16 protein-coding genes are annotated in these 17,992 nt (G+C 65.8%); 5 read left to right on the top strand and 11 right to left on the bottom strand.

Going from position 1 to position 17,992, the window contains the following annotated elements:
• Positions 1 to 213: 213 nt before the first annotated feature.
• From phnD to V2L18_RS09275, 5 genes are all read right to left on the bottom strand, one after another.
• Positions 214 to 1,206, bottom strand: a complete 993-nt coding sequence (gene phnD / locus V2L18_RS09295) for a phosphate/phosphite/phosphonate ABC transporter substrate-binding protein (RefSeq protein ID WP_336177953.1) — start codon at positions 1,204 to 1,206, stop codon at positions 214 to 216.
• A gap of 1 nt (position 1,207) precedes the next feature.
• Positions 1,208 to 1,807 carry a LysE family translocator gene (locus tag V2L18_RS09290; protein WP_336177952.1) on the bottom strand — a complete coding sequence of 200 codons (600 nt, stop codon included), beginning with the start codon at positions 1,805 to 1,807 and terminating at the stop codon, positions 1,208 to 1,210.
• 143 nt (positions 1,808 to 1,950) lie between these two features.
• Entirely contained in the window at positions 1,951 to 2,982 is a 1,032-nt protein-coding gene (locus tag V2L18_RS09285; RefSeq protein ID WP_336177951.1) for a histone deacetylase family protein, read from the bottom strand.
• A gap of 93 nt (positions 2,983 to 3,075) precedes the next feature.
• On the bottom strand, positions 3,076 to 5,901 hold the full coding sequence (locus V2L18_RS09280; RefSeq protein ID WP_336177950.1) for a DUF2339 domain-containing protein: 2,826 nt from the start codon (positions 5,899 to 5,901) through the stop codon (positions 3,076 to 3,078).
• 152 nt (positions 5,902 to 6,053) lie between these two features.
• A complete protein-coding gene (locus V2L18_RS09275) occupies positions 6,054 to 6,554 on the bottom strand; it encodes a PaaI family thioesterase (protein ID WP_336177949.1) in 501 nt (166 codons plus the stop codon).
• Positions 6,555 to 6,664: 110 nt separating this feature from the next.
• On the opposite strand from V2L18_RS09275, the gene V2L18_RS09270 reads away from it, so the two are divergent.
• Positions 6,665 to 7,117 carry a MarR family winged helix-turn-helix transcriptional regulator gene (locus V2L18_RS09270; protein ID WP_336177948.1) on the top strand — a complete coding sequence of 151 codons (453 nt, stop codon included), beginning with the start codon at positions 6,665 to 6,667 and terminating at the stop codon, positions 7,115 to 7,117.
• Positions 7,118 to 7,151: 34 nt separating this feature from the next.
• Here the strand turns inward: V2L18_RS09270 and V2L18_RS09265 are convergent, their stop codons facing one another.
• Both V2L18_RS09265 and V2L18_RS09260 read right to left on the bottom strand, forming a co-directional pair.
• On the bottom strand, positions 7,152 to 8,108 hold the full coding sequence (locus tag V2L18_RS09265; RefSeq protein WP_336177947.1) for a glyoxylate/hydroxypyruvate reductase A: 957 nt from the start codon (positions 8,106 to 8,108) through the stop codon (positions 7,152 to 7,154).
• 159 nt (positions 8,109 to 8,267) lie between these two features.
• On the bottom strand, positions 8,268 to 8,696 hold the full coding sequence (locus tag V2L18_RS09260; protein ID WP_336177946.1) for an organic hydroperoxide resistance protein: 429 nt from the start codon (positions 8,694 to 8,696) through the stop codon (positions 8,268 to 8,270).
• A gap of 209 nt (positions 8,697 to 8,905) precedes the next feature.
• Here V2L18_RS09260 and V2L18_RS09255 point away from each other — a divergent pair, with 209 nt between their 5' ends.
• Positions 8,906 to 9,481, top strand: coding sequence for a MarR family transcriptional regulator (locus V2L18_RS09255; protein WP_336177945.1), 576 nt, complete (start codon positions 8,906 to 8,908; stop codon positions 9,479 to 9,481).
• A 3-nt stretch (positions 9,482 to 9,484) separates the two neighbouring features.
• On the opposite strand, the gene V2L18_RS09250 is transcribed toward V2L18_RS09255, so the two are convergent.
• The 4 genes from V2L18_RS09250 to rmuC form a co-directional block, all read right to left on the bottom strand.
• A complete protein-coding gene (locus tag V2L18_RS09250) occupies positions 9,485 to 10,525 on the bottom strand; it encodes a permease (RefSeq protein WP_336177944.1) in 1,041 nt (346 codons plus the stop codon).
• On the bottom strand, positions 10,522 to 10,869 hold the full coding sequence (locus V2L18_RS09245; protein ID WP_336177943.1) for a metalloregulator ArsR/SmtB family transcription factor: 348 nt from the start codon (positions 10,867 to 10,869) through the stop codon (positions 10,522 to 10,524). Before V2L18_RS09245 ends, V2L18_RS09250 begins: the two co-directional genes overlap by 4 nt.
• Before the next feature lie 364 nt (positions 10,870 to 11,233).
• Positions 11,234 to 12,586 carry an esterase-like activity of phytase family protein gene (locus tag V2L18_RS09240; protein ID WP_336177942.1) on the bottom strand — a complete coding sequence of 451 codons (1,353 nt, stop codon included), beginning with the start codon at positions 12,584 to 12,586 and terminating at the stop codon, positions 11,234 to 11,236.
• A gap of 176 nt (positions 12,587 to 12,762) precedes the next feature.
• Positions 12,763 to 13,992 carry a DNA recombination protein RmuC gene (gene rmuC / locus V2L18_RS09235; protein WP_336177941.1) on the bottom strand — a complete coding sequence of 410 codons (1,230 nt, stop codon included), beginning with the start codon at positions 13,990 to 13,992 and terminating at the stop codon, positions 12,763 to 12,765.
• A gap of 414 nt (positions 13,993 to 14,406) precedes the next feature.
• Between rmuC and V2L18_RS09230 the strand changes: the two genes are divergently transcribed.
• The 3 genes from V2L18_RS09230 (at position 14,407) to def (ending at position 17,763) form a co-directional block, all read left to right on the top strand.
• Positions 14,407 to 15,096, top strand: coding sequence for a hypothetical protein (locus V2L18_RS09230; RefSeq protein ID WP_336177940.1), 690 nt, complete (start codon positions 14,407 to 14,409; stop codon positions 15,094 to 15,096).
• A 156-nt stretch (positions 15,097 to 15,252) separates the two neighbouring features.
• Positions 15,253 to 17,112: a dihydroxy-acid dehydratase gene (gene ilvD, locus V2L18_RS09225; RefSeq protein ID WP_336177939.1), complete on the top strand. Its 1,860-nt coding sequence runs from the start codon at positions 15,253 to 15,255 to the stop codon at positions 17,110 to 17,112.
• Between the two features lie 123 nt (positions 17,113 to 17,235).
• Positions 17,236 to 17,763: a peptide deformylase gene (gene def, locus V2L18_RS09220; RefSeq protein WP_336177938.1), complete on the top strand. Its 528-nt coding sequence runs from the start codon at positions 17,236 to 17,238 to the stop codon at positions 17,761 to 17,763.
• Positions 17,764 to 17,992 lie beyond the last annotated feature (229 nt).

The following is a 17,992-nucleotide window of genomic DNA, read 5'->3' as shown; positions in this document are numbered from 1 at the left end:
TGGCGCACGCTGCCTTCGACCGTTTCGATGCGGTCGCCGCAGACATGCCCGATCTGCCGGGTTCAAAACGTTTTCGGTTCTCAGGGACGGGCCGCACCGCTCACTTGCACGAAGCGCGCCCGGACCTCGATCCGTCCCGGCTACTGCAAGGCAAACGTGAGGGCCCCCGCGGCGGTTCCGGCGATTTCCGAAAGGACAGCCGCGGCGGTCGCGCTATTTCGGCGTAAAGGCGTGCAGCAGGACGCCGTAGCCGTCGCGAGTCACGGCCGTGAAGCCGCCGGAAAATGCCGGTTCCGCCGCATCATAGGCTAGCGGGTCTGCCGCCAGCAGATCGAACAGCGCCGCGCGCAGCTGCGATTTCAGCGCCTCGGGCAGGTTCGCGCGCACGACCTGCGGCGGGTGGGGGATGGGGTCGGAGCGCCAGGCGATGCGAACCTCGTCCATCGCGAGCCGTCCTTGCGCGACCATGCGGTGCAGCGGGCCGCGGCTGTAGCCCTCGGCCTGATCACCGGCAAGGCTCGACCAGGCGAAAGCCGCGTCATAGTCGCCGCGCATCATTGCGGCAATGGCGGCTTCCGGGCCCGTCGCCTGGGTCTGCCGGGAAAAGAAGCGGTCCGTATTGATGCCTTGCTCCCTGAGAGCTGCGACGGGCACCATGTAGCCGCTCACGGACCCGGCACCGGCGAAGACCACGGCCTTGTCCTTCAGATCGACCAGCCGGGAAATGCCCGAACCGGCCCGGGTGACGGCGATGGCGTTGTAGCTGTCGGTTCCATCTGAGGCGAGCGGAGCGGCAAGAGGCTCCAGGCAGCGGCACAGCGCCCAGCCGGTGGCGAAGGCGCTGGCGCTGAGGCGCGCGTAGTCAACGCGTGCGTTGACGATGGCGTCGATCAACGCCTGCATGTCGCGAGCAGGTATCAGCTCCACCCGCAGGCCCAGCGTTTCCTGCATGTGGGCGCGAAAGGGCTCCGCCATGGCGAGTGCGCGCGCGGCATCGCCGGACGAAAGCACGCCGATGCGCAGCACGCGGATCTGGCTGCGCCAGTCGTCCCCGGTCAACTCTTTCAGGGCGGGGCTGTCGGCGGCGGGGGCTTGTTGAGCTTCCTGTGCCCGCACGAAGGCGGCGGCACAGACCGGCAGCATGATTGCGAGCGCCAGAATGCGCGCCGCCTTGCTGATCCGGTCTCGTGCCGCGCGCCGTGCCATGTCAGTGCGACAGGACCAGCGAGGCGCCGGAGAAGACGAGAAACCCGCCGACCGCCTTGTTGAGGGTCCGCCCGATCGCCGTCTGGTTGATGACGCCGCTCAGCAGCTTTCCCGCGGCGACATAGATGGCGATCGCCACCGTCTCCAGGCACAGGAACGTCGCGCCGATCCACAGGAACTGCGGCGCCACCGGCTGGGCGAGATCGAGGAACTGCGGAAAGACGGCGGTGAAGATCGCGATCGCCTTGGGATTGGTGATGGCGATCAGGAAATCGCGACGTGCCAGCGCGCGGATATCGCGCTCGACCGGCTGGCCGGCCGTATCGATCCGGGCGCGCCACATGTGGATGCCGACGTAGACGAGATAGGCCGCGCCCACGTACTTGATCACCGAGAAGGCGACAGCGGAGGCCGCGAGCGCCGCGCCGAGACCGACGGCGGTGATGGCGATCAGGAACGCGAAGGCGGGAAGCCGGCCGAGGGCTGCGAGAAAGCCGGCCCAGAAACCGAGCCGCGCACCCGTCGCGAACGCCGTGATGTTGTTGGGACCCGGCGCCATGTTGAGCGCGAAACAGGCCGGGATGAACAAGAGCCAGGACATGGCTTGATCCTTCGAAGAGCTGCGCAAGAACGCGCGGCTCCTCATGCCTCCAAACCGCGCAAGCCGCAAGTCGATTTGCGCCCTCCTGCCGACAGGTCCCGGCGGCGGGGCATGGCAGACGCCCCGCCCCGCGCGGTGTGCCCTCAGGCGCCCTCGAACCCCGTGAGCACATTGACGCAGTTCACGCCCAGAGCGTCGATGGCGTAGCCGCCCTCCATGACGAACAGCGTCGGCAGCCCGAGCTTCCTGATCCGCGCGCCGATGCGGGTGAAGTCGTCGCTCTTCAGCTTGAACTTGGAAATCGGGTCGCGCTCGAAGGGATCGAGCCCCAGCGAGACGACCAGCGTATCAGTGCCGAAGGATGCGGCCCGCTTGCAGGCCTCGTCGAGCGACGCGCCCCAGCCCGCCCAGTCGGTGCCCAGCGGCATCGGCCAGTTGTAGTTGGCACCTTCCCCCTCGCCTTCGCCGATCTCGTCGGCATAGCCCAGGAAATAGGGGTATTCCTCGGCCGGATCGGCATGCAGCGACAGGAACTGCACGTCGCCGCGCTCGTAGAAGATCTGCTGCGTGCCGTTGCCATGGTGATAGTCGACATCGAGGATGGTGACGCGTTCGGCCCCCTGGTCGCGCAGGTATTGCGCGGCGATCGCGGCGTTGTTCAAAAAGCAGTAGCCGCCGAACCTGTCCGTCATCGCGTGGTGTCCCGGCGGCCGGCAGAGCGCGAAGGCGACGGGCGCACCCTCGGCGATCATCCTGGCGGCCGTCAACGCGGTATCGGCGCTGATCTTCGCCGCCTCCCAGCTCATCGGGCCAATGGGCGTGCCCGCGTCGAAGGAATAACGCCCGAGCAGTCCGTCGATGTGGCGCGGGGTGACGTCGCAGCGCAGCCCCTTCGTCGGCCAGCAGAACGGGAAGGCTTCTCCGCTGCGCCCGGCCGCCTCGTGCATGGCGTGAAAGCCGTCCATGAAGTCGAGGTAGTCGGTGGTGTGGACCCGCTCCAGCGGCGCGCGGCCGAAGGTAGACGGCTCGACGATCTCGCCGAGCCCCACTTCCAGAATGCGGTCGCGCACATATTCGGCTCGCGCCGGAAGCTCCACTGCCGGGCGCATCTCGCCGTCCGAAAGTTCCTTGGAGGGGGTGTGCAGGAGTTGACGCTGCGAGAAGACGGATTTCATGCTGTCACTCTTCAAAAAGCTATTTGTTCGCAGCTTCCGGCCTAGCGCATCCGGCGCGGGTCCGCGAGCGGAATCTGGAGGCCTTACGAAAGGTCAATCGGGCTTTTCGTCAGAGGTCTCTCCCTGCGCTTTGGGCACGGCGCGCAACAGACGCTGATAGAGCGCGCCGATGCCGATCAGCACGAAGCCGAGCCCGATGAACGAGAGCGCGCGCCAGATGCCGGTGAGGCTGGACATGTCAATGAGGAACACCTTGACCACGACCAGCGCCACGACCGCGCCCGACGCGAGACGAACGGCTCGCGATCGGGTGAAGACGCCTGCGACAAGCAGCGCGATGCCGAGCAACAGCCAGACGGCGGAGTAGGTGTAAAGCTCGCCATCCGAGAAATCGCCGCGGCTGATATAGGGCCGGTGGAAGAGCGCCCGAACCTCCAGCGAAACCCATGCGAAGACCATGACGAGCGACAGCACCGCCGCCGTCATGACATAGGCCTTCGGCCGCCGCCCCTGCGCCTGCCATGCGAGGAAGGCGAGCATGAGCGCGGGCAGCAGGTAGGCGGGCATCAGCAGGTTGAAGATGACGTTCGTGCCGATCGGATCACCGGTGCCCATCGGGTTGAGGATGAGGAGGTTGAACACGACGATCATCGCGAAGCCCGCATAGCCCAGCAGCAGCGAGGCGATATCGAAGATCCGTCCTCCCGCCCAGCCGTGCAGCCTTTGCAGACCGATTGCGGCGGCGAGTGCCAGCAGCGTCTGCACGCTGCGCTCCTCCAGCGTGTCGGCGGAGGCGTAGATCTCGCCGCCGGTCATCAGGTGGTGGATCTGCATGATGGCGGTGGCGAGTGCGAAGACGATGGTCAGCGCCTCGAAGATCGCCTGCGGCAGGTCGCGGCCGCGCAAGGCGAGTAGCCAGGCGGTCGCAGCGAAAGCGAGTGTCGGCACGCCGTAGCCGTAGAGCAGCCAGTTGAAGATCGGCGTGGTGCCGAGCGCCGCGCCCGCGATGGTCGGATCGTCCGCGACCGCAAGGCAGCAGCAGGCGGCAACGGCGACCGCCAGCCAGCGCAGCACGGCTGAGGGCTTGCGAACCTCCACCCAGGCGATGCCGGTTGTGAGCAGCGCCAGTCCGATCTCCAGCCAGCCTTCGCGCAGGAGGATCGCCATACCCGTTACCAGCGCGGCGATGGTCGCGATCGCATAGGCCGAGACCGCCAGATCCCGCGTGGTGGCCCGGTGCGGCAGCCGCGTCTCGAAAAAGGCGGTCACGCCGGCAAAAGCCGCCGCCAGCGCCAGTGCGGAAAGCCCGAAGGCCGTCTCCAGCCCCGCCGTATCGGTGCGCAGATACGATATGGCGAAGATCGCGAGCGGCCCGGCCGTGCCGGCTGCCGAAAGCGCCCAACGGCCGGCGGACCGCCAGGTTCCGACAAGCCCGGCAAGCCCGAGCAACAGTCCGACCGCAAGCCCGAAACGGAGATAGGCGGAGGTTGCCGGATTGAGGAGAGCGCCCGCGATGATCGGGTCCGAGGCCATGTCGGGTGCAAAGGACGAGGGGCCGAGCGGCACCTCGAAGGTGAGTTGCGCGAAGGTGCCGAGAACGGTGGCGGCGAGCGCTGCGGCCGCCACGGCCGGCCATTCGCTCGCAAGCACCAGCAGCGCGGCCATGACGACGACCAGTGTCGCGACCGATACGGTGCCGAAGGTGTCGATCTGCAACAGGTAAAGCACCGGCAGGGCGTGTGCGGTGAGAATGGCGCTTACCACCCAGTCGGGCTTTACCTCATCCGGTTCCGCGTTGCGCGGATAGAGGTTCACCACGAAGAAGAAGGCGGCAAGCCCGAGCGCGCCGATGTCGTAGATCGCGAGAAAACCGGCGTCTGCGGGGGCGGCCAGTGCGCTCAGCACGTGCGCCCAGGCAACGGCGCACAGCGCGCCGGCGATCGCCAGCCAGCGCCAGCGCCGGACACGCGCTACCGCGTAGGTCGCGAGCGTGACGAACAGGCCGTAGAAGACCACAGGCGCAAGCGCAGGCTCGTTGGAGGAAACGAGAAACGGCACCGCGTAGGAGGCGACGAGCCCGACGCTGGCGACCGCCGGTCCGTGCAGCAGCGATGCGGCAAGCGTCAACAGGGCCACGGCGCCCAGCAGCACAAAGGCGGCGGCAGGCCCGATCAGCCCGTAAAGAGCATGCGCGGCATAGGCGCTTGCGAAGGCGGAGGTGATGCCGGCAAGCGTCAGGATGCCGGGAATGTAGGCACGCGCATTGCCCGTCTCCGCCGTCTTGCGCCGCCGGGTCCATTCGCCGAGCCCGATCAGCGCGGCGGCGAAAAGCCCGCCGAAGATGACGCGGACGATCGGCGGCAGCAAGCCCGCCTCGATCGAGTAACGCACCAGGAAGATGCCGCCCAGCACCAGCGCCAGTCCGCCGATCCAGACAGTCCAGTTCGCGCCGAACCGCATTTCGAAAGATGAGCCGTCGTCCTCGCTCCGACTGGCCTTGCGCACTGGGGCACTCTCGGCGGAAGTGGAGGTCGCGGCCATTGAGGGCACCCGCGCGCGGGCCCTGTCCGCCGGCGAGAGAGGGGTGTCGGAACCGGGGGTCGCCGGCGTTTTTTCGGCAGGGGGGACGCGCGACAGGAAGTCGGACATCGCGGCGGCGGAATCCGGAGCCTCTTGCGGCTTTTCCGTTTCCTTGCGCGCTTCTCTTTCGCTCGTGCCGGATGGAGCGGTGCTTGGTGCCGCTGCATCGGGGCGCGCGGCAGCCGCCGCGCGGGCCTCGCGAAGCATTCGGATCTCGTGCTCGAGCACCATCACCCGGCGCCTCAGGCTCCCGGTTCTGAGCCAGGCGACGAAACCGAGGATCGCCGCAATGATGATGGCGAGCAAGAAAAGCCCGACCAGTGCGATTTCATCTTCCAAGGCGTCCCTCCAGACGTTGCCCCCGGCGGGGAGCGGCGTTCAGATAAGCCGTTACCGCCAAACGACGCAAGGGCATACGCTCAAAGGGGAAATGGGGCCTGAGAAGGGCGAGGAGCCGGTGTCGGGCGTTGATCTGGGGAAAAGCGGTTCGCTCAGGTCTTCGCCGCCGGGGCGGGAACCGGCAGGATCATGCAGGTTTCGCTGGCATGGGCATAGAGCCGGCCGGCATCGTCCTTCAGCGTCGCCTCCGCCGTTGCGGTCCGCCTGCCGCGGTGAACGAGCCGGCCTTCGCACACGAGTTCGCCGGTCGTATCGAAGACGGGGCGGGTGCAGTTCACCTTGAATTCGAGCGTCGTGTAGGTCTCCCCGGCCGCCAATGAGGAATGAACCGCACAGCCGAGGGCGGAATCGAGCAGCGTGGCGATCCAGCCGCCATGGACGGTGCCGAGCGGATTGTAGAAGTCGTAGCGCGGCTGCCCGACGAACCGGCTGTAGCCTTCACCGACCTCGGTAAGGTTGAAGGCGAGCGTCTTCATGATCGGCGGGGCGGGGAAGCGCCGCTCCAGCATGGCCTGCAGGATCTCCAGGCCGTTCATTCCCGCGACATCCTCGTGTGAGACAACGCCGTAGCGCATCTGCGAAGGTTCGTTCATCAAGCTGCCTCCCAATAGCGTGCTGATACACTCTTATCGCTATTCTTGCGCGTTCCGCGTCGTGCGTCTAGTCTTCCCGTGTATCAGCACATGAATGGATCGGCCTTGCCATGAGCGACGATCTCAACTGCACCTGCTATCGCCTGCGCCGGGCCGACCGTCGGTTGTCGCGGCTTTACGAGGCGGCGCTGGTGGACACGGGCGTCACCATCGTCCAGTTCGCGGTCTTCGCGGAGCTGGAGCGGGCCGGCGGGATGGGCATCAGCGCCCTGGCGGAGCGGCTCGGCACGGACCGTACGACGATGACCCGCACGCTCGACCGGATGGAAGCGCTCGGTTGGGTGGCGGTGGAGCGGGCGGACGACGCCCGCCTGCAGCGCCATGTCGTCAGCGCTGCGGGCCGGGCGGTCTTCCGCGATGCCTGGCGCGGCTGGCGCCGTACCGAAACCGCCATCGCCAAGGCCATGGGCGGCGAGCGTCTCGCCCTGCTGTGGCAGTTGCTGGGCGAGGCGGAAGAGGCCGCGCGCGCCGCACAGGCCGCCGACATTCATGCGGCCGAATAGGCGTGCGCCGGGTCGCGGTCCGCGCTGAGCCGGCTCAGTAGCCGGCCGTCCGATCCACCACGTTGATCAGTCCCTCGCCGGCCTCATGGGCCCGAATGCGCGCTGCGACGTAGCGCGAGAGGGACTCCGGATCGGAGTCGGCTGCAATGTGCGGCGTCACATACGCTTTGGGGTGTGTCCAAAGCGGCGCGGGCGCGGGTAGCGGCTCGTGCTCGAACACATCGAGCGAACAGGCCGCAAGCGTTCCGTCATCGAGCGCGCGCACGATGTCGGTCTCCACCTGAGAGCCGCCGCGCCCGGCATTGATGAGCACGGGCGCATCGCAGTTGGGATGACGCCTTCCGTCAGTGGAGAGGCGGGAAAGCAGCTTGTAATCGATAAGCCCGGTCGTCTCCCCCGTCAGCGGCAGCAGATTGACCAGGATGTCGGTGCGCTGAAGCATTTCCTCCAGCCCCTGCGTGCCGCTGTACGACTGGATGCCGGGAATAGCCTTCGGCGACCGGCTCCATCCGGCGACCTGAAAGCCCAGCCGCGCAAGGGCGGTGGCCGCATCCGCTCCCAGAACGCCAAGCCCCAGAATGCCGACGCGCACGGCGCTTGCCGCCGGCTGGTCGTGGCCTTTCCAGAGGCGTTGCTGCTGTTGGGCGTGATAGAGGCGGTGCTTGCGATGATGCAGCAGAACCTGCAGCACCACCCATTCGCTCATGCGCATGGTGAGGTCGGGATCCACGATCCTGACGATGGGCACGTCGGGAAGGTCGGGGTGCTTGAGCAGATGGTCGACACCGGCCCCCAGCGAGAAGATGACTTCCAGCCCCGTCAGCGAGCGCAGCAGCTCTCCGTCCGGCTTCCAGGCCAGCAGATAGCGGATATCCGCCGGATTGCCGGTTGTCTCGGGGTGGCTGCGGACATCGTGTCCGGGAAGCAGTGCCTCGAAGCGCGAGGTCCAGCTTTCGCTGTCCCAGCCGCTAACGGCAATCAGAAGCGCCATGCGTCGGTCCGTCGTTCGAACTGCGGAGAAAGCCCGGACCGGAACGGACCGGGCATCGAAGCGAGGCGCCAATCTAGGCTGCCGGGGCGCGGCTGCCAACCGTCCAGGCCCCGAACAAGGCCCGGACGATGAGCGGAACGAATGCCGAAGGCGCGAACGCTATTCGACGACGGAAAGTGCGACGTCGACGTTGTTGCGCGTGGCGTTGGAATAGGGGCAGACCTCGTGCGCCTTGGCGACCAGGTCTTCCAGCGTCGCCTTGTCGACGCCCGGCGCGGAGGCGGACAGCCCGACTTCAAGGCCGAAGCCGCCTTCCGAGCGCGGGCCGATGCCGACAGTGGCGGTGATCGCGGTCTCCGGCGGCAGCTTCACCTTGGCCTGGCCGGCAACGAGCTTCAGCGCCGACAGGAAACAGGCCGCATAACCGGTTGCAAACAGCTGCTCGGGGTTGGTCCCCTCGCCGCCCGCACCGCCGAGTTCCTTCGGCGTGTCGAGCTTCACCTCGAGCGTGCCGTCGAGGCTCTTCGCCGAGCCGTCGCGTCCGCCGGTGGCCTTGGAAGCGGTGCGATAGAGAACGTTGAGCGACATGGCATTGTCCTTTCCTGTTGTCCCGGCAAGAGCCGGTATCGATTTGCATTCGTGGAGCCGGGCTGCGCGCAACCCGTTCGATGTGAGGATGCGAGAATAATCGCGCTCAAAAGGATCGTGTGCGATATAAAATGGAAAGCTGCGGGATTTTGTCAAGCCTTGCGATTAAATCGCGTGCGATTTATTTTGAGGAGGAAAGCGAGGCCACTATGAGCGCAACCGAGACAAACCCGAAAAGCACGCCCGCACATTGGCGGGACGCCACAGATTATCGTGCACCGGATGCGGGCCAGGAACCGGGCCAGGAACCCGGCCAGGACGGGCGGCCCGGCGAGGCTGTTGCGCCCGGCGATCTCCTGCGGCTGGAGAATTTTCTCTGCTTTTCGGTCTATGCCACCGGCCACGCCTTCAATCGGGTCTACAAGCCGCTGCTCGACAGGCTCGGCCTGACCTATCCGCAATTTCTGGTGATGGTCGCCCTTTGGGAAACGGACGGACGCACGGTCGGTGCGCTGGGCCAGGCGCTCGGTCTTGAATCGAGCACGCTCACGCCGCTGGTGAAGCGGCTGGAGCAGGCGGGCCTGCTTGAGCGCCGCCGCGACACCGCCGACGAGCGGGTCGTGCGCGTCAGTCTTACCGAAAAGGGACGTAACTTGCGCGGCGAGGCCGATGCGATCCCGGAATGTGTCGTCCGGGCCACCGGCATGAGCGTCGACGAACTCGTGGCGCTGAAGGGGGGGCTGGAGCGCCTGCGCGCGGGCCTTGAGGCCTATGCGAAGGCGTGAGGCCTACGCCGCGACCTGATAGGCGAGGCCTGCGAGGATCGACCCGGCAAGGCCGAAGCCGATATAGGCGAGAAACACGTCGCGCCTGACCAGCGACCAGATCGCCGTCATCGCCGGAATGCAGCTCACCGCCCCGGCCACCATGAAGGTGAGCGCCGCGCCCGGGTTCATCCCCTGCGCAATGAGGCCGGCGACCATCGGCGGCGCGATGTAGCCGTTGAGATAGGCGGGCATGCCGACGAGCGCCGCCACGGCGATTGCGCCGACGCCGTCTCCGCCGACGACACCGGCCACCGCGTCGGCCGGCACGTAGATGAGCAGAAGCGCTTCCAGCACATAGGCGAGTGCCAGCCATTTCATGAGAAAGAGCGCGTTGCTCGCGAGCTCCTTGCCGAATGTCTCCCGCCGCTCCGCATTCTCCCAGAACCGCCAGTACGGCTTTCCCGACAAGGGCGATTTCGGTTTGCAGCAGCAACTGCCGGGCACCGCGCGGGGGCGCAGCGGATCGCGAAAGAGCCCGGCCCCCATCATCGCCTTGAGGCCGAAGCCGCCGAAGAGCCCGAGGAAGATCGCGGAGGCCGCCTTGGCAATCGCCATCGGCCAGCCGAGCGCGGCGGCGGTGATCAACAAGGTCGGCGGGTCGATCAGCGGCGAGGACAGCCAGAAGGCCATGATGGCGGGAAGCGGCGCGCCAAGCGCCAGCAGCCCCGCGATGAACGGAATGACCTGGCACGAACAGAAGGGCGCCAGTCCGCCGAACAGCGCCGCCAGCACGATCATGCGTATCTCGCGCCCCTTGAATGCCTGCGCGATGATCGTCTCCGCCCCTGCCGCCTTCAGATAGGCGACCATGAGCACGGCGAAAGCGATGTAGACCAGCGTCCGGGCGAAGGAGCCGGCGGCGATGCCGCTGACCTCGCCGAAATGGGCCGGATCGAACAGTGCCACCGCCAGCAGGCAGAGGACGACGGCCATCCAGGGCGAGGTCAGCCACGGCTTCATCCGGGCAAGCGGCGTAGGGGCCGTCCGTTCGATCAGGCTCATGCGTCTGTTCCCTCCTTCTCCAGCGCCAGGGGCGGCACCACGTCGGCGCAGCACTGGGCGAGGATATAGCCGGCCAGCGCCTCCAGCCGGGAGAAGTCCGCCCGGTTGATGACGCTCCGCCCGACCTTTTCCTGCTCGATCAGCCCGGCGGCGACGAGAAAGCGCAGATGATGCGCCAGCGTCGATGCCGCCATGCCCGTCCGCGCAAGGATGTCGCCCACGCTCAAGCCCGCGCGCCCGGCCCTGACCAGCGTCAGCACCACCTGCAGCCGGGCCTCCGAGCCGATCGCGGCGAAGCCTTGCGCGGCTTCCTCGATGTCGAGTTTCGGATCTGAATGAACCATAAAACCAGTTTTCTGGTTATTTCGGGGTTTGTCAACGGGCAAGCGTTGAGGCTGCGCGCTGTTGGGAAGGTCGGACGGGGAGGGAAGGAGAAGAAAGCCAGAGGATATGGAGCGCCTGCGGCGCACTGATTTGCTGGATTCCGGCTCGGCGCTTGGCTTACGCCTCACTTGTCCGGAATGAGGAGTTTGGGGGGGGCGGGCTTCAGGTCACCCCCCAACTCCTCATTCCGGGCGGTCTGCAGCGAAGCTGCATGGCCAGACCCGGAAACCAGCAAATCAGTGCGCCACAGGCGCTCCGAATTCCAAACGTACTCGGGAAATGCGCGGGGCGCCGACAATGTCCTGTCCGCGCCCCGGCTTCCGATCAGTGCGCCTTCAGGAAGTCGCCGACCTTGAGGATCACCATCTCGTTGTTGTCGAGCGCCGACACGTCACGTCCCTTTGAGAACGGGAAGTTGTTGTCGTTGCCGACGACGATGGTCTCGTCGTCCACCTTGTCGACGTTCTCGATCGTCACGAACGGGAAGGTGAAGCGGCCATCCTCGCGCTTGCCGAGGCGGGCGAGGCCGTCCGGGTCCTTGATGTCCATCAGGTCGATGTAGCCGACCTTCTTCACCGGCTGGTCCGCTTCAACGCCGTCGAACGAGATCATGTAGATCCGCTTGAAGGTCGCCGGCTCCTTGAAGCAGCCCTCGCTCGCGCCGTCCTTGCAGGCGAGTTCCGCGTCGCCCTGTCCGTCGTCGCGCTCGATCACCAGACCGCGCGTCTCGTCGATCATGTTGAAGTCGCCGATGGCGTGGCCGTTGGCGGCAAAGGGATAGAGCCAGGAGCGGCCGGTCCACGCGCCCTTGGCGACATCGAACTCGACGATGCGCGAGGCATCGACGCCGCCGATGTTCTCGTAGGCGCCTTCCTTGTCGTCGAAAAGCGGGCCTTCGAGCAGGCCATAGAGCTTCGTGCCGTCCATCGACTGGGCGAAGCCTTCAAAACCCTTGGAGCGCTTCAGATTATAGTCGGGCCGCGCACCGTCCGGGTTCGGCAGCTGAACGGCGTAATTGTCCGGCGAACGCACGGTCTTGCCGTTGACTTCCGTCTCGAAGAAGTCCGTGACCTTGCCCGACGCCGCATCGACGGCGATGACATAGGGGCCGAATTCGTCGCCGATATAGATCTTGTCGCCGATTGGCTGGAAGCCTTCCACATCGAGGTCCGCGCCGGTGAGATAGCGCGTGTCGGTGCCCTCGTTGACGATCACGAAGGGGATGACCTTGTCGGGATCGGAGATGAAGGTGGTCTTCACCATCTCGATTGTGCCCTTGGCGAAGTCCGGCTTGATGGTGTGGACCATCAGCATGGCGTCGGGCGAATTGACCTTCTTGCCGAAGCCGTTGTCGGTGCCGACGAAATAGGTGCCGTCGCCAAGCGTCTTGATGCCGGAAAAGCCCTGCACGGGCTGGCCGTTGAAGGGCAGGGCGTCGCCGTCGGTCGGCTCGCCCGCGATGCGGGCCGGCGTCTTGCCGGTGTACTTGCCGGACGTCTTGAGGCTCTCCGGTGCATCGGCCGGCGCCGGAATGAGCGTCTTTGCCGGCAGCACGGCATGGCCGGCGAGAACGGCCTCAAAGGCCTTGCCTTCGTCGCCGGCGGCGGCCGGCTGTATCGTCATGGACGCCGCAAGGGCGGTGGAAAGCAGAAGGCCTGCGGCCAGAAGTTTACGCATTGTCGCATCCCCGAGATGTGGCAATTGAAAAAGGCGGGTTGGGCCGGGCGCTGCCTGGAAGGAGGGTGGCTGCCCGAGCGATGCGATCTCTAGAGAGTTCGTGTGATGGGAAGATTACAAAGGCGGCTAAGCGATGGGCTTCTTGCATCGGATCCTCTCCGCCGCAACGCCGATCTTCACGCCCCGCCCGGCTCCGACCGCCTGAGCGGTATCGGCAGGACATCGCCGTCCTCTGTGCCCTGTTCCACATCGTCCCCCGCGACAATCGCCACATCGCGTGCGGCTTCGCCCTCTTCGCCGAGATCCAGCGCGTCGATACGTTCGCCGCGACGCGTGATCTTGCCGGTCGTCGTCAGGATCTGTCCGATCGCCTCGCCCGTCTGGGTGTGGCGCTGCTGAAGTTTCGCCACCCGCTCGTCGAGCCGGGTCACGTCCTCCATCAGGTGGCGCACCTCTGCCTGGATGACGTGGGCCTGCTCGCGCATCCTCTGGTCGCGCAGGATCGACTGGATCACCTGGATCGACAGCATCAAAAGCGACGGCGAGACGATCACCACCCGCGCCCGGTTCGCCTTTTGCACGATGTCGGAGAAATTCTCGTGCAGCTCCGCAAACAGCGATTCCGACGGCACGAACATGAAGGCCGTGTCCTGCGTCTCACCCGCCAGAAGGTAGCGCTCGCGAATATCCAGCACGTGTTTTGCCACATCCCGGCGGAACTGCTGGGCGGCGGCCTTCGCATCGTCCTCCTCGTCGCGGATGCGGTTGAAGGCTTCCAGCGGAAACTTCGCATCGATGACCAGCGGCGGTGCGCCGTTCGGCATGAAGATCAGGCAATCGGGCCGCGATCCGGTCGAAAGCGTCGCCTGGAAGGCATAGCCCGTCTCGGGCAGCGCATCCTGGATGATCGCCTCCATCCGCCCCTGCCCGAAGGCCCCGCGCGCCTGCTTGTTGGAAAGGATCTGCTGCAACGCGCCGACCTGGCCGGAAAGATCGGTGATGGTCTTCTGCGCGCGGTCGATGATGCCGAGGCGTTCATGCAGGTGGGAGAGGCTCGCCTGCGTCGTCTGCGAGCTTTGCGCCATCGACTGACCGAGCTTGTGCCCGAACCCGTCGAGCCGCTCGTTGAGCGAGCGCATCAGGTCCGACTGCCGCGCGCCCAGATGCTCGGCCATGGTCTTCATCCGGCCGGTCATCTCCGCCTGCGTGTTTAGCAGCGCATCGATGCGCGCTTCCAGCTCGCGGGCATGATAATGCGCGGCCCGTTCCGCCCGCCGGCGGGCGCGGGACTGCCGCAGCACGAGCAGGATCAGAACGATGAGCAGGCACGCCCCGGCCGCCACCATCGCCTCGCCAACGGTGATCCAGCGTCCCGAAATCTGAAAGAGCGGCTCTGACAAATTCATGAAACAAACATAGAACGATTCGGGGCAGGCGCGATGGGGAGACTTTTGGTTGGATGGCCGTACGAAGGACGATCGAAGGTGAGCTGGACGGCCAGGTCTCGTCTGGCGTGCGTTTGCCGGATCTCGTGCTCATACCCCTCCGCCGTCATCCCCCGGCACGTAGTCCGGGCAATCCATCGCCGGCCTCGGCATGCGTGGCGAGAGCTGGATCACCCGGACTACGCCGGGTGATGACGGCGGAAAGACAGGGTGATTGAGCTTGAGATCAAACGCGGTAGCAGTGGCTCCAACCGGCAATGGCGAGGCGCATATTGGGCCTCACATGGCGGAATGGAAGGCGACATCGCTCCCGCCGTCCGTCTATGGTGCCGGCGGCCGCAACGTTCATGCATCCACGAAAGCCGGGGGGGCCAGGTGGAATACCTTTCGATCTTCTTTTTCAGCCAATGGCAGTTCCTGACGAGCCTGGAGCGGTTCACGCACGTCGAGATGTTCCGGGCCTTTGGAGCCGTGAATGTGGCGCTTCTTGGTTTTCTTCCCTTCATGGTCGCCGCGCGGTTGCTGTCTGCGAGGGGCTTGCTCGCAACGCTCGTTGCTCTGGGCCTTTCCATGATCGCGTTCGGCTACATGGTGGGCATCTACGAATACAACATGATGCCACCCAACTGGTTCTATCGGGTGCGCGTGCTGGTCGAGATTGGCGCCACGGCGATGATCCTGGTCCTGTTGGCAATCGGGTTGTTCGCCTCTGCTCCGAAGGTGGAGCGTCTGTCCTCGGGATGGCAGGTCGTGTGGAGCATTGTCGCTTGGGCCATCCTGTTTTTTTCTCCGATCATCACCTGGGTAGCCCTCGTAGCGGGCGGTCGTGCGGTGGAATATCCCACAGTCCCCGCGAGGGCCGTTTCAGTCGGCGCAGCAACCCTGCTCGCGGTTGCGATCATGCTGGTGTTGCCGGCGATGGTCGGCTTTCTCCTGAACAGGTTTCCCTCGATCATCGCACGGCGCACCGTCCTCGTGGTCTGCGCCGTGCCCTGGGTCTTGCAGATCCCCTATTGGCTGAGGGAAGCAGGCCTCTGGTTCAAATTCTTCGCCTGGATCCGCTGATCGAGTATTCCGGCCACGACTGGCTTGTGCGGTTGCATCCGTACCCATGCGTACCGCTTTCGCCCTCTCCGGCCTTTCTTCCGTCCCACAAAGCTGCGAAAAAGGGCGCCGGATTCAGCCAGCCGCCAAACCAGCAAGACTTGTCGAGGTTCGCTCATGCCCCCGTATCGTTCCCGCACTTCCACACATGGCCGCAACATGGCCGGTGCGCGCGGTCTCTGGCGCGCGACGGGCATGAAGGACGGCGATTTCGGCAAGCCGATCATCGCCATCGCCAATTCCTTCACCCAGTTCGTGCCCGGTCACGTGCATCTGAAGGACATGGGCCAGCTGGTCGCCCGCGAGGTCGAGAAGGCCGGCGGTATCGCCAAGGAATTCAACACCATCGCGGTCGATGACGGCATCGCCATGGGCCACGACGGCATGCTCTATTCGTTGCCCTCGCGCGAGATCATCGCCGACAGCGTGGAGTACATGGTCAACGCCCATTGCGCCGATGCGCTCGTTTGCATCTCCAACTGCGACAAGATCACCCCGGGCATGCTGATGGCCGCCATGCGCCTCAACATTCCCGTCGTGTTCGTCTCCGGCGGGCCGATGGAGGCCGGCAAGGTCGTCTTGGAAAACGGCGAGGCGAAGTCCGTCGACCTGATCGACGCGATGATCGTCGCAGCCGACGACAAGGTGTCGGACGCCGACGTCATGACCTACGAGCAGAACGCCTGCCCCACCTGCGGCTCCTGCTCCGGCATGTTCACGGCCAATTCGATGAACTGCCTGACCGAGGCTCTCGGTCTGGCGCTTCCCGGCAACGGCACGACGCTTGCTACCCACGCCGACCGCAAGCGGCTCTTCGTGGAGGCCGGCCACCTGATCGTCGATCTGGCGCGTCGTTACTACGAACAGGATGACGAGAGCGTGCTGCCGCGCTCCATCGCCACCGTGCCGGCGTTCGAGAACGCCATGTCGCTCGATATCGCCATGGGCGGTTCCACCAACACCGTGCTGCACCTGCTGGCCGCCGCCCAGGAGGGCGAGGTCGACTTCACCATGGCCGACATCGACCGGCTGTCGCGCCGCGTGCCGGTGCTGTGCAAGGTCGCGCCCTCGGTTGCCGACGTGCACGTGGAGGACGTCCACCACGCCGGCGGCATCATGGGCATTGTCGGCGAACTCGACCGCGCGGGCCTCATCGACAACACGGTCCCCACCATCCACGCCGCGACCATGGGCGATGCGCTCGATCGCTGGGACGTGATGCGCACCAACAGCCAGTCGGTGCACACGTTCTTCCGCGCCGCTCCCGGCGGCGTGCCGACGCAAACCGCCTTCAGCCAGGACCGGCGCTTCGACGACGTCGACACCGACCGTAAATCCGGCGTCATCCGCGCCTTCGATCACGCCTTCTCAAAGGATGGCGGCCTCGCCGTGCTCTACGGCAATCTCGCCGAGGAAGGCTGCATCGTGAAGACGTCGGGTGTGGATGAAAGCATCCTGAAATTCACCGGCCCGGCGCGTATCTGCGAAAGCCAGGATCAGGCGGTGAGCGACATTCTTACTGGCAAGATCAAGCCCGGCGACGTGGTTCTGGTGCGCTACGAGGGCCCCAAGGGCGGCCCGGGCATGCAGGAAATGCTCTATCCGACGAGCTATCTGAAGTCGAAGGGCCTCGGCAAGGTCTGCGCGCTCGTCACCGACGGCCGGTTCTCCGGCGGCTCTTCCGGGCTCTCCATCGGCCATGTCTCGCCGGAAGCCGCCGAGGGCGGCACCGTCGGCCTCGTGGAGGAGGGCGACACGATCGAGATCGATATCCCCAACCGCACCATCCATCTGGCCGTCTCCGACGAGGTTCTGGCCGCGCGCCGTGCCGCGATGGAAGCCAGGGGCAAGAATGCCTGGAAGCCTGAAAAACCCCGCACCCGCAAGGTGTCGGCGGCATTGCGCGCCTACGCCGCGCTGGCGACCTCGGCCGCCCGCGGCGCGGTGCGCGACGTCAGCCAGGTCGAGCGCGGTTGAGGCGTTCCTGAGCCGGATTTCCTGAAAAGACAGCGCGGCCGGGGCGGTTTCGCCCCGGTTTGCGTTCGTCTTCGGCATTCTGCGAGATTGACCGCGGCCCTCGGATTTCCTATCTCATGGGCCATGGCCAAACGCGACATCATCATCCTGCCCGACGCCCAGCTGCGTCAGGTTTCCAAGCCGGTCGAGAAGGTGGACGCAGACGTTCGTCAGCTCGCCGATGACATGCTTGAGACCATGTATGCCGCGCCGGGCATCGGCCTGGCCGCGATTCAGATAGCCATCCCGAAGCGGATGCTTGTGCTGGATGTCGCCAAGGACGATCAGCCCAAGGATCCCCGGGTTGTCATCAATCCGGAAATCGTCTGGTCCTCGGAAGAAAAGTCCGTCTATCAGGAAGGCTGCCTGTCGATCCCCGAATACTACGAGGATGTGGAGCGCCCGGCCCGGGTGCGCGTGAAGTTCCTCGACCGCGACGGCAACGAATGCGAGCTTGAGGCCGACGGCCTGCTCGCCACCTGCCTGCAGCATGAGATCGATCACCTCAACGGCGTCCTTTTCATCGATCACATTTCCCGACTGAAGCGCGAGCGCGTGGTGAAGAAGTTCACCAAGCAGGCCCGCTACGACAAGCAGCGCGCCAGCGCCTGAGGCCGGGTCCGGCGCAACGCCCGGGCACGACGCATCCGCTTTCATGGTCAGGCCGCCGGCTCCGCCCGGTCACATTGTCCGGTGACATCGTTCGGTGATGCCCTCTTGTGGCGCCGTACGTTGGGAGCGACGCCTTGGCCGGCGCGAACGCCCCGACGTTTCTTCCCGCGCATCCTCCTTGCCCAACCGTCTCCCCGTGCCTCTCGCTCTCGCGGTCCCGGCATGATCC

Origin of the sequence: Breoghania sp. JC706, assembly GCF_037026715.1 — a bacterium.
Taxonomy (GTDB): domain Bacteria; phylum Pseudomonadota; class Alphaproteobacteria; order Rhizobiales; family Stappiaceae; genus Breoghania.
The sequence above is the reverse complement of the archived record's forward strand: the minus strand, read 5'-3'. Positions and strand labels throughout refer to the sequence as shown.

Excerpts from the sequence above, each read along its gene's own strand:
- phnD (WP_336177953.1), bottom strand. The coding sequence starts at position 1,206 with ATGGCACGGCGCGCGGCACGAGACCGGATCAGCAAGGCGGCGCGCATT.
- V2L18_RS09290 (WP_336177952.1), bottom strand. The coding sequence starts at position 1,807 with ATGTCCTGGCTCTTGTTCATCCCGGCCTGTTTCGCGCTCAACATGGCG.
- V2L18_RS09285 (WP_336177951.1), bottom strand. The coding sequence starts at position 2,982 with ATGAAATCCGTCTTCTCGCAGCGTCAACTCCTGCACACCCCCTCCAAG.
- V2L18_RS09275 (WP_336177949.1), bottom strand. The coding sequence starts at position 6,554 with ATGAACGAACCTTCGCAGATGCGCTACGGCGTTGTCTCACACGAGGAT.
- V2L18_RS09270 (WP_336177948.1), top strand. The coding sequence starts at position 6,665 with ATGAGCGACGATCTCAACTGCACCTGCTATCGCCTGCGCCGGGCCGAC.
- V2L18_RS09265 (WP_336177947.1), bottom strand. The coding sequence starts at position 8,108 with ATGGCGCTTCTGATTGCCGTTAGCGGCTGGGACAGCGAAAGCTGGACC.
- V2L18_RS09260 (WP_336177946.1), bottom strand. The coding sequence starts at position 8,696 with ATGTCGCTCAACGTTCTCTATCGCACCGCTTCCAAGGCCACCGGCGGA.
- V2L18_RS09255 (WP_336177945.1), top strand. The coding sequence starts at position 8,906 with ATGAGCGCAACCGAGACAAACCCGAAAAGCACGCCCGCACATTGGCGG.
- V2L18_RS09250 (WP_336177944.1), bottom strand. The coding sequence starts at position 10,525 with ATGAGCCTGATCGAACGGACGGCCCCTACGCCGCTTGCCCGGATGAAG.
- V2L18_RS09245 (WP_336177943.1), bottom strand. The coding sequence starts at position 10,869 with ATGGTTCATTCAGATCCGAAACTCGACATCGAGGAAGCCGCGCAAGGC.
- V2L18_RS09240 (WP_336177942.1), bottom strand. The coding sequence starts at position 12,586 with ATGCGTAAACTTCTGGCCGCAGGCCTTCTGCTTTCCACCGCCCTTGCG.
- rmuC (WP_336177941.1), bottom strand. The coding sequence starts at position 13,992 with ATGAATTTGTCAGAGCCGCTCTTTCAGATTTCGGGACGCTGGATCACC.
- ilvD (WP_336177939.1), top strand. The coding sequence starts at position 15,253 with ATGCCCCCGTATCGTTCCCGCACTTCCACACATGGCCGCAACATGGCC.
- def (WP_336177938.1), top strand. The coding sequence starts at position 17,236 with ATGGCCAAACGCGACATCATCATCCTGCCCGACGCCCAGCTGCGTCAG.